This window comes from Occultella kanbiaonis (assembly GCF_009708215.1).
In the GTDB taxonomy this organism is placed as follows: Bacteria; Actinomycetota; Actinomycetes; order Actinomycetales; family Beutenbergiaceae; genus Occultella; species Occultella kanbiaonis.
Window position 1 is genome coordinate 5,565,447 of the sequence record NZ_CP046175.1, and the last position, 13,440, is coordinate 5,578,886.

At 67.6% G+C, this 13,440-nt stretch carries 14 protein-coding genes; 7 read left to right on the plus strand and 7 right to left on the minus strand.

Features of this window, described 5'->3' with window-relative positions; translation table 11 throughout:
• Nucleotides 1–8: 8 nt before the first annotated feature.
• Nucleotides 9–641, minus strand: a complete 633-nt coding sequence (locus GKS42_RS25525; protein ID WP_154796393.1) for a dihydrofolate reductase family protein — start codon at nucleotides 639–641, stop codon at nucleotides 9–11.
• Nucleotides 642–769: 128 nt separating this feature from the next.
• Between GKS42_RS25525 and GKS42_RS25530 the strand changes: the two genes are divergently transcribed.
• Nucleotides 770–1,312 carry a P-loop NTPase family protein gene (locus GKS42_RS25530; RefSeq protein WP_154796394.1) on the plus strand — a complete coding sequence of 181 codons (543 nt, stop codon included), beginning with the start codon at nucleotides 770–772 and terminating at the stop codon, nucleotides 1,310–1,312.
• A gap of 7 nt (nucleotides 1,313–1,319) precedes the next feature.
• Here GKS42_RS25530 and GKS42_RS25535 read toward each other — a convergent pair whose 3' ends face one another.
• Nucleotides 1,320–2,159, minus strand: coding sequence for a helix-turn-helix transcriptional regulator (locus GKS42_RS25535; protein WP_168217986.1), 840 nt, complete (start codon nucleotides 2,157–2,159; stop codon nucleotides 1,320–1,322).
• Nucleotides 2,160–2,292: 133 nt separating this feature from the next.
• Between GKS42_RS25535 and GKS42_RS25540 the strand changes: the two genes are divergently transcribed.
• Nucleotides 2,293–3,231, plus strand: a complete 939-nt coding sequence (locus GKS42_RS25540; protein ID WP_154796396.1) for an SDR family oxidoreductase — start codon at nucleotides 2,293–2,295, stop codon at nucleotides 3,229–3,231.
• A 37-nt stretch (nucleotides 3,232–3,268) separates the two neighbouring features.
• On the opposite strand, the gene GKS42_RS25545 is transcribed toward GKS42_RS25540, so the two are convergent.
• The gene (locus GKS42_RS25545; protein WP_154796397.1) at nucleotides 3,269–3,994 is read right to left on the minus strand and encodes a nucleotidyltransferase domain-containing protein; all 726 of its coding nucleotides are present in this window, start codon (nucleotides 3,992–3,994) and stop codon (nucleotides 3,269–3,271) included.
• A gap of 64 nt (nucleotides 3,995–4,058) precedes the next feature.
• Here GKS42_RS25545 and GKS42_RS25550 point away from each other — a divergent pair, with 64 nt between their 5' ends.
• Nucleotides 4,059–4,691 (plus strand): ribonuclease FAU-1 family protein, encoded by a 633-nt coding sequence (locus GKS42_RS25550; protein ID WP_154796398.1) that lies wholly within the window; start codon nucleotides 4,059–4,061, stop codon nucleotides 4,689–4,691.
• A gap of 17 nt (nucleotides 4,692–4,708) precedes the next feature.
• On the opposite strand, the gene GKS42_RS25555 is transcribed toward GKS42_RS25550, so the two are convergent.
• Nucleotides 4,709–5,188 carry a GNAT family N-acetyltransferase gene (locus GKS42_RS25555; protein ID WP_168217987.1) on the minus strand — a complete coding sequence of 160 codons (480 nt, stop codon included), beginning with the start codon at nucleotides 5,186–5,188 and terminating at the stop codon, nucleotides 4,709–4,711.
• A gap of 255 nt (nucleotides 5,189–5,443) precedes the next feature.
• On the opposite strand from GKS42_RS25555, the gene GKS42_RS25560 reads away from it, so the two are divergent.
• Both GKS42_RS25560 and GKS42_RS25565 read left to right on the plus strand, forming a co-directional pair.
• Nucleotides 5,444–6,310: an AAA family ATPase gene (locus GKS42_RS25560; RefSeq protein WP_154796400.1), complete on the plus strand. Its 867-nt coding sequence runs from the start codon at nucleotides 5,444–5,446 to the stop codon at nucleotides 6,308–6,310.
• Between the two features lie 70 nt (nucleotides 6,311–6,380).
• Nucleotides 6,381–7,100, plus strand: a complete 720-nt coding sequence (locus GKS42_RS25565) for a GNAT family N-acetyltransferase (RefSeq protein ID WP_154796401.1) — start codon at nucleotides 6,381–6,383, stop codon at nucleotides 7,098–7,100.
• Nucleotides 7,101–7,246: 146 nt separating this feature from the next.
• Here the strand turns inward: GKS42_RS25565 and GKS42_RS26320 are convergent, their stop codons facing one another.
• Together GKS42_RS26320 and GKS42_RS25575 are read right to left on the minus strand one after the other, a co-directional pair.
• Nucleotides 7,247–7,582 (minus strand): phosphotransferase family protein, encoded by a 336-nt coding sequence (locus GKS42_RS26320; protein ID WP_354002688.1) that lies wholly within the window; start codon nucleotides 7,580–7,582, stop codon nucleotides 7,247–7,249.
• Between the two features lie 573 nt (nucleotides 7,583–8,155).
• A complete protein-coding gene (locus GKS42_RS25575) occupies nucleotides 8,156–8,752 on the minus strand; it encodes a DinB family protein (RefSeq protein ID WP_154796402.1) in 597 nt (198 codons plus the stop codon).
• A 54-nt stretch (nucleotides 8,753–8,806) separates the two neighbouring features.
• Here GKS42_RS25575 and GKS42_RS25580 point away from each other — a divergent pair, with 54 nt between their 5' ends.
• Both GKS42_RS25580 and GKS42_RS25585 read left to right on the plus strand, forming a co-directional pair.
• A complete protein-coding gene (locus tag GKS42_RS25580; RefSeq protein ID WP_154796403.1) occupies nucleotides 8,807–9,457 on the plus strand; it encodes a class I SAM-dependent methyltransferase in 651 nt (216 codons plus the stop codon).
• A gap of 115 nt (nucleotides 9,458–9,572) precedes the next feature.
• Entirely contained in the window at nucleotides 9,573–10,382 is an 810-nt protein-coding gene (locus GKS42_RS25585; RefSeq protein WP_232847847.1) for a phosphotransferase, read from the plus strand.
• 261 nt (nucleotides 10,383–10,643) lie between these two features.
• On the opposite strand, the gene GKS42_RS25590 is transcribed toward GKS42_RS25585, so the two are convergent.
• Nucleotides 10,644–13,259 carry a replicative DNA helicase gene (locus GKS42_RS25590; RefSeq protein ID WP_174791181.1) on the minus strand — a complete coding sequence of 872 codons (2,616 nt, stop codon included), beginning with the start codon at nucleotides 13,257–13,259 and terminating at the stop codon, nucleotides 10,644–10,646.
• Nucleotides 13,260–13,440 lie beyond the last annotated feature (181 nt).

Sequence of the window (13,440 nt, forward strand, 5' to 3'; positions counted from 1 at the left end):
GATCGAGGTCAGGCCGCCCTACGCGCGAAGGTCAGATGCGTGACCCCGCTCGGGGATGAGACCGCCTCGATGTCGTAACTGTCCTCGAGGGCCTCCAGCCCGTCCCAGACGCGGACACCTCGGCCGAGCACGATGGGGACCTGGACCAGGTGCATGTGGTCGACAAGCCCGGCGGCGACGAAGTCCCGGACGACGGTGGCACCGCCGCCGATGCGAACATCCAGGCCTCCGGCTGCCTCCGCGGCGGCGGCCAGCGCTTCGGCCGGCGTGCCCCGGAGGAAGTGGAACGTGGTCCCGCCCTCCATCTCGATCGGGGGCCGCAGGTGGTGGGTGAGCACGAAGGTCGGCGTGTGGAACGGCGGGTTCGGACCCCACCAGCCCTTCCAGTCCGGGTCGTCCTGCCATCCGGGTGGACCGAACTTGTTGGCGCCCATGATCTCGGCGCCGAAGCCGACACTGTGGCGCGCGGCGAAGGCGTCATCGACGCCGACGGTTCCGCCGTCGCCCCAGAACCGGGTCGCGAACATCCATTCGTGCAGCCGCTCGCCAGCATGGCCGAACGGCGCATCGGCGGACTGCGGCTCGCCGGTGGCGAAGCCGTCGAGGGAGATCGACATGTTGTGGATCCGGGTGAGAGACATCTCGGTACTCCTCAGTTGGTGGCTCCCGCTGCATGCGTTCCGACACGTCCGACCCGCGACAACGGCGAAACTCATCGGTCCCGGTACGGTCAGAGGCCCACGCGCGCACCATCGGAAGGCTCAAACGCATGGCCCGGACGGGATCGACGGACTCTCGACTCATCGTGATCCGGGGCAACTCCGGCAGCGGCAAGTCCCACCTGGCCCAGGCGATCCGCGACGCCCGTCCGCGCGGCATCGCGATCGTGGGGCACGACGTGCTCCGGCGGCAGATCCTCCACGTCCGGGATCACCCGGGCGCATTGAGCGTGCCGTACATCGACCTGTCCGCACGATTCGCCCTCGACCACGGCCTGCATGTGGTCATCGAGGGGATCCTGCACTCCGAGAGCTACGGCCCGATGCTGACCAGCCTGCGTGCCGATCACCGGGGCATGACCCGCTGCTACCGCTACGACCTCGACCTGGACGAGACGCTGCGCCGGCACCGCACCAAGCCGCTCGCAGCCGAGGTCACGGAGGATGCCGTCCGCTCCTGGTACCGCGCGGCCGACCCGGTCCACGGTCTCGACGAGACGAGTCTCGGCGCCACGGTCTCGCTCCGGTCCGCGCTGGACAGGGTGCTCGTCGACGCGGGCTGGCCGCCCGAGGATCCACGGACCGCCCCGTGACCCGCACCTACACCGACGACGGCGCGCCGATCACGTCCAGCAACCGCAGCTTCTCGTAGCTCTCACTCCCGGGCACCGCCGTATAGACGAGCAGCGTGTGCGCCTGCTCGGGGTCCAGCATGATCTGACAGTTCAGTTCCAGGTGCCCGACGGCGGGGTGCTGGTATCGCTTGATGGCTCGCGGCCTGATGCCGACCTCGTGCTCCTGCCACACCCTGCGGAACTCCTCGCTCTTCGCGGTGAGCAGCTCGGCCAGTTGGGCGGCCTTCGAGTCGGGGCCACGCAGGGTCAGCACCCCCCGCAGCCCTGAGGCGTACATCCGCGAGTAGAACTCGTGGTCTTCGGACGGGTGCAGCTCGCGGGCCGCTGGGTCGGTGAACCATCGGTACCCGATGCTGCGCGACGGCCCGGTGTATCGAGTCAGGTCGCCGACGAGGGCGACCCCGAGCGGAGTCTGACGCAGTGTCTCGCCGAGTTCGGTGACGATCTCGGCCGGGGTGTCCGTGAGCCGGTCGAAGATCCGGAGCATCCCGGGGCTGACGTGGTCGCTTCCCGAACCCTGCGCCGGCGGCTCGTGCCCGGCGAGCCGGAAGAGGTGGTCGCGCTCGTGGCGGGAGAGGTGCAGGCCCTGCGCGATCGAGGCGATCATCTGCTGCGAGGGCTGCGGGCCGCGCTCCCGCTCCAGGCGCGAGTAGTAGTCCGTCGACATGTGGCTGAGCGCCGCGACCTCCTCCCGTCGCAGTCCGCTGGTCCGACGGCGCTGCCCACGGGGAAGCCCGACATCCTCCGGCTGCAACGCCTCCCGGCGACGGCGAAGGAACTCGGCCAGTCCGGCTCGATCGATCATGTGAGCATCCTCTCCCGCATCGGATCGCTCAGCCACGGATCATCAGGCCGTGGCTAACGTCCTCGACTCGGGGGAGTCTGTTCGTCAGGCACCCGGAACCGGTGCAGACACCAGACGACGTAGGAGTAACACCATGCCACGCAGGCAGTTCGACATCTCCGTGCCCAACCTCTCCGGAAGGCGAGCGGTGGTCACCGGCGCAAGCGACGGCGTCGGGCTCGGCATCGCAACCAGGCTCGCAGCCGCGGGCGCCGACGTGGTCATGCCGGTCCGGAACCTACGCAAGGGCGAGGCGGCGGTCGCGAGGATCCGCGAGCAACACCCCGAGGCGAAACTCTCCCTGGAAGAACTTGACCTGTCCTCGCTCGCGTCGGTCGCGGCGCTCGGCGAGAAGCTGCTCGCCGATGGAGCGCCGATCCACCTCCTCATCAACAACGCCGGCGTCATGACCCCGCCCGACCGGCAGACCACCGCCGACGGGTTCGAGCTGCAGTTCGGCACGAACCACCTGGGCCACTTCGCGCTCACCGGCCGGCTCCTGCCGCTCCTCAAGGCCGGCCGCGCACGGGTGACCTCGCAGGTGAGCGTCGCCGCGCGCAGCGGCGCGATCAACTGGGACGACGTGAACTGGGAACGTGAGTACGACGGCATGCGTGCCTACCGGCAGTCCAAGATCGCGTTCGGGCTGTTCGGACTCGAGCTCGGTCGTCGCAGCAGCGCCGCCGGCTGGGGGATCACGAGCAACATCTGCCATCCCGGCGTCGCCCCGACCAGCCTGCTCGCAGCACGCTCCGAGGTCGGGCGGACCGAGGACACCACCAGTGTCCGGCTGATCCGCTGGCTCTCGGCCCGTGGCCTCATCGTGGGCACCGTGGACAGCGCGAAGTTGCCGGCCCTGATGGCCGCGACCTCGCCCGAGGCGACGGACGGCGCGCTCTACGGGCCGCAGTGGCTCGGGAACGTCGGTGGACCTCCCGGTCCGCAGAAGCTCTGGCCACCGCTGCGCAGCACCGAGAACGCGTCGCGCATCTGGACGGTATCGGAGCAGCTGACGGCAGTCGCCTTCGAGTGACGCCCGGGGCTGAAGTCGGAGACGACCACTGCCCCCGTCAGGGACGCGGACGCAGGCGCGCGATCGCCGTCTCGACGAACGCGCGAGCGCTCGGCGAGCACGGCCCGAGGTCCGCGCCGGCCGCCTGTGCCTCAAGGGCGGAGGTCACCAGGGGAGCCGGGCCGAACCGCCCGAGCCACCACCGGCCGCCGTCGACCTTGGACAACAACGCTCCGTGATCCGCGTATGCGACCGCACGGCACGCGTTCAGCACCGCGTACCGCTGATCCGCTTCGTCGCGCCCCCACTCCAGTTCCCCGGTGAGGTAGCCGATGAGAATCTCGCGTTCGATGCCACCCACGACGGCGGAGGGGTCAGGGCCGTAGAGCGGCAGTCCGGCGGCGCGCACGACGGCGTAGTGGGCGATCAGGTCCGGGCCACCGCCGTCTCCACCGAGGACGCAGAGGTGCGCACCGCTGTTCACATGGAGCACGAACGGCCATGGCGGTGACGGCGCCGCAGCCTCGCTCGACCGGACCACCGAGAGTTCGAGTGCACGTCCGCCCTCGGCCGCGCTCAGCAGCGCACCTCCCACCGAGGTCCAATCAGCCTCAGGTTCATCGCGGACGACTACCAGCACGTCCAGGTCCGACGTGGGACCGAACCCGCCCAACGCTGCGGACCCGTGCAGGTAGATCCCAACCACCGTGGTCAGCTCGGCGATGAGAAGGTCGCTGATCACGGCGGCCTGAGCGCGCCACGGCTGCGAGATCGAGGCGTTCATACGACGACCGTAACGGAGGGACCCCAGGGATCTGACGCCGGGTGCGGCAGGCTACGGTGCTCGGATGCTGGTCGAGGACGCAGAGCCCTTCGTGCCCGGTGACTCCGTTGCCATACGGGACGTGCGCGGTGGTGTGGTGCGTGCGGTCTCGGCGGCCGTCGTCGTCGAGCATTCGCCGGAGCGCCTGGTCACGTGGATCCCCCTGGGCAGCCCACTGTTGCTGCCTGGGGATGTCCACGGTCAACCCGTGAAGACCGAACGGGTGGACCGGTTGACCGAGGTGTCCTGGAACTCCTGGGGTGGCCCGGCGTTCGTCTGGCCGCAGGGTGGCTGGCACTCGGTGCGCGCTTCCTGGACCGATGCCGGACCGGACCGATCGCTGGACCACTGGTACGTCAACCTGCATACGCCGCTGCGGCGAACCTCGTTCGGGTTCGATCTGGAGGATCTGATCCTCGACGTCATCGTGAAGCCCGACCTGCGGTCGTGGAGTTGGAAGGACGAGGCCGAGTTCGACGAGGCATGCGCGGACGGCATCGTCGAACCCGACCTCGCCAAGATCGTTCGCGACACGGGTACCCGTGTGGCCGGCGATGCTGAACGTGGCTCCGAACCCTTCACGGAGGCATGGGCGACGTGGCGTCCCGACCCGTCATGGCAGCTGCCGACCCTCCCGCGCGGCTGCACGTTGCTGTAGCCGGCTGGACACAGCTATCAGAGCTGTGCGGCGGCGATCGTACTCAGTCCGCGACTGTTGAGCGGCAGATGGAAGCGCTCGTAGGTACCGAACACCGCGACCGACCTGAACTCGTTGCGCCGCAGCACTCGCGCGCTCGCGGCGTTGCCCAGCGATACGCCGGCGAGGATGTCGCTGCCTCCCAACGCGTCGCGCGTATGAACGATCACTGCCCGCACTCCCGCAGCAGCCAACCCTCTGCCCGTGTGCGGCTGGGCCACCCAGTAGCCCAACCCATACCGGGGTTGGTGGTCGATGAGACGCACCCGGCCCACAAGAGTGCCGTCGAGTCTGAGCCCGAAGTCGAGATCGCTCCCGTCGCCGAGTTCGTCACGCCACTGCTGCACCGAAATGCCGAGTTCTCCGGAGTAGTCGCTCCATCGCATCAGGTGATCGCGGTTGGCCTGGAGCAACTCGTGCACAGCCTCGGCGTCGGATCCCGCCAGCGGGTTGAGCACCCGTTCTTGATGGGTCGTCGTCAAGACACGCAAGGAGTCGGCCCCTCTCTCACCAACGAGATGGTTGCGGACGCTAGCCGCGACGGCACCGGGCGAGCAACAGCATTGCTTCGAAACGCGACGCGACCTGATGGTGGACATAGCCGACGCCGAGTCCCGACTCGGACGCTGCCTTCCGCACGGCGCCGGCGCAGCGCCATGCTCGTCCCGCTGCGGCGTCGACATCGACGCCGCGTTCACCTACCGTGCTGAACCGTGACACGTCTGTTGATCCTTGTGAACGGACTTCCGGGGGCGGGCAAGACGACCCTGGCGCACCAACTCGGAAACGAACTGGACGCCGTCGTGATCTCGAAGGACACGATCAAGGAGACGGTCGCCGACGCCGTCGGGCTCGACGGCGTCACGGGCCGACGCCTGGGGGCTGCGGCGATGGAGATGGCCTGGGCACTCGCCCCGGCGATGCCGGGAGCAGTCATCGTCGAGTCGTGGTGGTTCGCTCCGCGCGACACCGACCATCTCCGTGCCGGGCTGGAGCGGGTCGGGGCCGACAAGGTCGTCGAGGTCTGGTGCGACGCGTCCGTCGAACTCGCACGTGCGCGCTACTCGGAGCGTCAGCGGCATGCCCTGCACGGAGACCGCGAACGACTCGCCAGCGCGTGGGACGTGTGGGCCGAACAGGCCCGTCCAGTGGGCCTTTGCCCGACCGTTCTCGTGAACACCTCCGGTCCCGTCGAACTCGATGACGTCATAGCCGGGATCGACCGTGCCGAGGGCAGTGTCCAGTCACGCTCGGCGTGCGTCGAGACCACGGGTGCGGACTATCTGAGCATCGCCGAGGGATACGCGGCAGCGTTTCCCGATGGCGACGACCCGTTGCGGATCCTGGCCCGCATGACCGAGGAACTCGGCGAGGTTGCTTCCGCAGTTGCGCACCTCGAACGGCACGGCGCGAAGGTCGCCAAGCATGGGGAGCCCGATGTGCAGCAGTTCGCTGATGAGGTCGAGGACCTTGTCCACAACGCGTTCGCCCTCCTGCGGGCCTACGGTGCCGAGCAGGCTTTTGACCGGGCAGTTGCCGGAACGCTCCGTCGTCTTCGGGACTCCGGGCACGTGACGTAGCGCTCGACCCAAACCCAGTGCGACCTGTAATCAAGTGCCTCGATGGGCAGCCGATGACTAGCGTGTTGGGATGCCCTATTCGACGGAGATCCCCATGTGGTGGGAGACGGACGGCACCCAGGTGTGGCTGGTCGCCGGTAGCGGGCGCGGCCTGATCGTCGATCTCAGGGATCGCGAACGGCGTGCCTCAACTGCGGCTGAGCCAGGGGCGGTTCTCGGCGCTAATGCCCTCAGTGACGACCGAGTCCGGATCACGCAGTTGGAGGCTCATGGGTACAGCCGTACGTTCTCGATGGTGCGACTCGAACGCGACACTGCCCCAATCGCGGCGCGCCGTCCCACCGGAGTCGATGTCCGGGAGGTTGAGCCGGCCGATGCAACGGCGATGCACGAGTTGACGCAGACCGTCTGGGGTGACCGCAGCTACTTCATGATGCCTTCGATCGAGTCGTATCGTGCCTGGGTCCGCGAGTCGGATCCCGCGCTCTTCCTCCTGGCAGGCACCAGCGACGGCCTCGCGGGTTACGTCGCAACCTTCGAGCAGCAGGGCGAACTGGTCATCGACGACATCCAGGTCGGTCCCGCGCGGCGTCGGCAGGGTATCGGTACCTTCCTCCTCGCACGCATCCTCACTGAGGCGCGGCGACGTCGGATAGGTCGCGTTCATCTGGAGACCGAGGGCGATGACCCCGTCGGCGCACGCGCCTTCTACGAGCAGTTGGGGTTCAGCAGCGCAGGCGACGATCTGCGATTCAGGAAGTCGGTCGCTCTGGCGACGAGAGACTCCTAGACGCGGATCGCACCCCCGAGGGCAACGGGTCGTTCGAATCAGAAGTAGGGACTCCCACTCGGGATCTGCTCCGAGGAGCGCATCGCCTCCACTGCACGATCGAGAGCATGCGGCAGGTCCGTCCCTGCACGCTTGGACTTCGTCACTCAGGCGTTGGTGACCTCGAGACACTGCTGGATCATGCGGTGCCCCTGCTGCTCGAAAGGCTCGTCGCCCACCTGGTAGGCCCAGGCGGCCGTGCCGATGGCCTCACGCACGAGAGTCCGTTGCCAGGCCGACTGCTCTCTGGGGTCGCCTCCATAGCCATCCAGGAAGGCGGCCTCGAGGTCTGGCCGTCCCTGCCATTCCTGTCGCGCGAGTCTGCCAAGGTCGGTCAGGGCCGGGCGCCACGCCGCCCGCCCGAGGTCTATGACGCGGACGCAACCCTCGTCGTCCACCAGCCAGTTGCGCGGCTGCCAGTCGCCATGTGTTGGCACGAGCACAGCGGGCGGGTGATCGTGAGTGGCGATGATGCTCCGCAGGCCACTCTCGGTCTCGGCACCGATCCGATGCTCCCCGTCGAGCCAGCGGAGCGCCTGGGCGTGTCCATCCTGGCCTCGTAATCCTCGCTGACCGTCGAGGCCTGCCCATGGAAGGCAGCGAGCAGCTCGCCCGCTTGCCGGTACGTCCCCGGGTCAGCAGCAGCGGGGGTGCCCTGGACCAGCGTGCCGGGAAGGTAGCTGAGGGCGAGGAGACTGCGCTCAGGGTCGGCGTGCAGGAGGCGGTTGACGTGACCCCCGGCCAGCCATGGCCCGGCCCAGTCGCGGTGCCCGCTGATCTCGCGGCCGATGTGGCGGTTGCCCGGTCCGGCCGCCTTGACCACCACCTCACCGACCTGGGTCTTCAGGTGCAGGACGACCGTGTCCACCAGGCCCCAACTCATGTCCGCAACGACTTCGGCACCAGGGAACCACCGGTCGACCGTCTGCTGCTGAGTCCGCTCGAGAGCCATGCGGTCAATCTAGGAGGGTCCGCCCATGAAGGTGAGCGGACTTGCCGCTGTCCCTGGCTCCAGGTCAGGTGCCATCCGCCGCGGTTGAACTCGCCTTCCGCGCAGCGGCCTCGACAGTGGCGACGTGGGCGCGCCACCGCTGGGCATCCTGCAGCGACGGACGAGCACCGGCATCGCCCGTGACGCCGTCGAGCTGCTCCCGCAGGATGTCGGCGTGCCCGGCATGACGGTTCGTCTCCGACAGAACATGGGCCACGACATTGACCAGCCTCACTTGCGGTCGTGGCCACCACGCCACGTGACCCGGCGAACCGAGCTCAAGCGAATCGATGGTCGCGTCCGCATGAGCGCACACGCGCTCGTAGCGCTGCACGATCTCCGCGCGAGACTCCTCGGCGGTTGCCCACTTGTCCGCGTCGGGCTCGGCATCCGCGTCCCACCAGGGCAGGTGCTCCGGGAACGGCCGGCCGAAGACCTCCCCCAGGTACTTCGACTCGCCCATCGACAGGTGCTTGATCAACCCAAGGAGGTTGGTGCCCGTGCCCGTCATCGGGCGACGCACGTCGTACTCGCTCAGACCCTCCAGTTTTGCCACCATCGCCTCACGCGCCCACCGCAGCTCGTCATGCAGCGCGGACTTCACCTCGTCGACGTCGGCCATGCCGCCATGATCGCAGGCCGCGGTTCCGCGGGCTGGGTTCCCTACCCTGTTGCGATGCGACTGCTGACAGCCCTCAACGACTTCAACGCAGCTCATCCGTGGTCGCACAACGACGCTTTCGTGGGTTTCGTGCTGAAGCACGCGCGAGCCGCCCGCCGCCGAGGCGGTACCGCCGCCGTGGACGTGGGATGCGGCACCGGCAATATGGTGGAGCGTCTCGCCGGAGTATTTCCCATGGTGATCGGAATCGAACCTGACGCCGAGACTCGCGCGATCGCTGCCCGCAGATTCCGCGACTCGACCACAGTTCGGATCGCCCAGCACCGTTTCGGTGAAGAGTCACACCAGCAGTACGACCTGATCCTGTTCGTCGCATCGCTCCATCACATGCCGCTCGGAGCATCGCTTCGCCGGGCCCGATCGGCACTGCGACCCGGCGGACGGATCGTCATCGTCGGGGTCGCGAAGGAGGCGCCCGGCGACTCCCTGCGGTCCCTGACATCTCTCGTGCTCAACCCCGTCGTCGGCGTGATGCGCCATCCCGCGCGGGCCACCCGGCCTCCCGCGCACATGCGGGCACCGACAGCCGAGGCGACTGACTCCTTCGATGACATCCGCACCGTCGCCAGCGAGGTGCTCCCGGGTGTCCGGATGCGCCGACGCTTGTTCTGGCGCTACACGGCATCGTGGGTGTCACCCGCGTGAGACCTGACCCGGTGCCCAGCAGCACCGGCACGATGCGCCACGCAACCCGAGTGACTAATGCCGCCGGGCAAGATTTCGGTTGCTTCCGGGCATTTACGCATGCGATGTTCGGACTGTGGACGACGCACAGGAGGCGATGGACGCAGCTGGGCGGGCCGCAGAGACCAACGCAGACTTTCGCCCGGTGACGGTCGGAAACGGCATCGTCACCCGTCCCGCGTCGGAGGTCAGCGACACGGCCCATAGCTACCTCACTCACCTCCGTGGCAAGGGACTTCGTTGCGTGCCAGACCCCCTCTCCGTCCGCGACGGTGTGGAGACCCTGTCCTACATCGATGGAGCCTCGGGTGGTGACGGTTGGTATCACCAGCACACCGAACAGGGACTCATGTCGGCCGCCCGGTTGCTGCGCACCATCCACGACGCCGGGCGCGATTGGAATCCGCCCGCGACGGCGGTCTGGGGTGCCGCGCCAGTGGCTGGTGACGAGGTCGTGTTCTGCCACGGCGACCCCGGTCCGTGGAACTTCGTCTGGCGAGATCAGGAAGCCGTCGGGCTCATCGACTGGGACTATCTCCACCCTGCACCGCGACTCGACGACGTCGCCTACGCCCTGCGCTGGTTCGCACCGCTACGCCGGGACGAGTTCGCCCTCGACTGGCACCACTTTCCGGTGGTTCCCGACCGGCGGCTACGGGTGCGAACTTTCGTCCGGGCCTACGGCGGCCTTCCCGGACTCGATGTTGGCGAGGCGGTCAGCGCCCGAATGCAAGCCACCTCAGATCTGATGCGCCGGCTCGCACAGGCGGGTAGCGAGCCGCAGCGAACCTGGGTGGCCGACGGTGCTCTGGATCGGGAGGCGGCCGAGATCGCCTGGGGGCGCGACCACAGTTCGGAGTTCGCTTACGACAGCGACGAAGAGTAGTTGCTTCGACATGCCACGCACCCGGCGCTGACCCGCCAACGCCCATACTCGTCGACCACCAGCAAAGCGACTGGATCGTCACGAGCATGACCTACGCCGGCCAGTGCGCGATCGCCTCGGTCTGATGGATCGGAAAGCTCCACACAGGGGCAACTCTGCTGGCCGCCGCGCCGTTCGTCGCGGCCTCTCGTCGTTCTGCCGAGTCACGGCGATGCGCTTGCAGTTCGATCACGATGTTCGGTCTTGACGAACTTCGGCAGGCTACTGCGCCATGTCGACGAACCGCGCGTAGTGCCCCTGGAAGGCCACAACGATCGTGTCCGTGGGACCGTTACGGTGCTTGGCGACGATCATGTCCGCCTCACCCGCGCGTGGGGACTCCTTCTCGTACATGTCTTCGCGGTGCAGCAGGATGATGACGTCCGCATCCTGCTCGATGCTGTTGTGGACGGCGATCCCGTTGGCAACGAAGTTGTGGGTGCCGACGACGGTCGCGTCGAAGACTTCCTGCTCGCCCTCGTCAGCGATGGCGACCACGGAGTCCCAGAGCAGGTCGTTGACCGCCATGATCTCAAGGTCCTCGTTCTCCAGGACGTCGGCGATCCGGCCGAGACGTGCACGTGAAGGCGCGTGCTTCCACATCGTGCTTCCGCAGAACTGAGTGCCCATCGCCGCAGCAAACTGTCGGTGCGACATGCCTCGGTCGGCCAGGACGCGGCGGACGTCCTGCCAGACCGCCTTGGGAACGGTGTCCACATTGGGGTTCGCCTGCTGGTCCCGGATGATGCCGAGCAAGGTAGCCGCGCTTTCTCCCCGTTCGCCGTGGACACCAATCTCCTGGAGGAACCGACGCTGATCGTCCATGCCTGAGAGATCCAGCGTGTAGCCGGGCCGATAGTCCCCCTTCACGACCTTCCGGGTACGGGTCGAGATCCCGAACCTCAAGAGCAACCGGCTCAGTCCGTCCACCAACTCGCGAGACGTCGAGGCGTAGTAGACGCGACCGCCTCGACCGTTCTTGTTCACGGTGACCGAACCGTCCGTTGCCCAGATGTGTCGAATGAAGAGGGCGATCTGCCGCTTCGGGAGCTGGAACACCGCCTCGGGGATGAACTTCTCGTGGCTACGACGCCCGAAGAGGTCGAACTCGTCCAACCACGCGGCGATCGGATTGCGGCGACCCCGCGCGAGCTTGAACGGAGCGGGTAGGCGGAGGGTTGTGCACCGCGCCACGGCGTACTCGTCGCGGACCGGTGTGATGCCAAACGCCGCCGCCGCGTAGGAGACCGCCTTCAGATTGGCCTCATCGATTGAGGCGTACCGAATCGGCTGACGGGCGACGAAGGAACCATCGCCGAGTAGGTGGGCCAGCATCACGACGCGCCGGTCGTCCCATGCGGCCTCTTGCTCAGGAGCAGGCACGTGTCGGGGCACACCGATCCGCGAGCCCGGCTCCAGTTCACCGAGCGGCTTCCAGCCCTCGTAAGTGAGGAACGGGTGGTTCGCGGTCGCGGTGATCTCCTTGCCGGAGGCCAGCTTCAGGCGGTAGACGCGCTTGGTACCCGTTGAGAACACGTGGGTCAGGTGCCGCCGCACGTACTTCAGCCGGTCGTCGAGTGCCCACACCGGGACATCCTTGACGCCCCCAGAGAAGAGCTCGCCCATGGTCACCTCGGCGCCGGTGTCCGCACGGAGGATCTTGGTGTCGGCGGTCAGACAGCCCGATTCGCGAAGGTCACTCATCTGCGGCTTCTTGTCGGTGCGCTGTTCGGAACCACGGTTGAGCTGCGAGATCGCGATGACCGGGACCTCGAGCTCCTTCGCGAGCAACTTCAGTGCACGGGAGAACTCCGAGACCTCCTGCTGCCGGGATTCCACGCGCTTCCCGGAGCTCATCAGCTGGAGATAGTCGATGACGACGAGCTTGAGGTCGTGACGCTGCTTGAGGCGACGGCACTTCGCGCGGATCTCCATCAGTGACATGTTCGGAGAGTCGTCGATGAACAGCGGCGCCTCGGACACCCGGCCCATGGCGCGCGCCATCCGGGTCCAGTCCTCGTCGCGCATGTTGCCCTTGCGCATGTTCTGCAGCGGCACCTGTGACTCCGCGGAAAGCATGCGCATCGCGATCTCGTTACGGCTCATCTCCAGGGAGAAGATGACAGAGGTCTGACCGTTCTTGATTGATGCCGCACGGGCGACATCGAGTCCCATGGTCGACTTGCCCACAGCCGGTCTGGCCGCCAGCACGATCATCTGCCCGGGGTGCAGACCGTTGGTGAGTGCGTCCAGGTCGGCAAACCCGGTGGGCACCCCGACCATCCCCTCGCCGCGGTGGGAGGCTGCGTCGATCTCCTCCATGGTGGAGTTGATGACATCCTTGAGGGGGACGTAGTCCTCGGCGGTGCGCCGCTCGGTGACGGCGTACACCTCCGCCTGGGCGGTGTTCACCAGCTCGTCGACGTCCCCGCCGTCGGTGGCGTAGCCGAGCTGCACGATCCGGGTACCGGCATCGACCAGGCGCCGGAGCACCGCGCGCTCGCGCACGATCCGGGCGTAGTAGCCGGCGTTCGCGGCCGTCGGCACCGAGGACAGCAGCGTGTGCAGGTACGGGGCGCCGCCGATGCGGGTGAGTTCGCCGCGCTTGGTCAGTTCGGCGGAGACCGTGACGGCGTCGGCCGGCTCGCCGCGGCCGTACAGGTCGAGGATCGCGTCGTAGATGACCTCGTGCGCGGGCCGGTAGAAGTCGGTGCCGCGGAGTACCTCGACCACGTCGGCGATGGCGTCCTTGGACAGCAGCATGCCGCCGATCACACTCTGCTCGGCTGCCACGTCCTGCGGTGGGGTGCGCTCGAAGCTCTCCCGTGCCGGCGACATCTCGGTGACGCTCACCGGGTCACCGCCCGAACCTGGTCAGTTCCGACGAACGGTTCGAAAGCCATCGTGTGGACCGCCTCCCCTGCCTCTTCAGAACCGGCTCTTCGAGCCCTGTCGAACATGTGTATCGGTGACCCCTGACAACGCCTGCCCCACCGCCTGCGGCGATGGCCACTCCGGC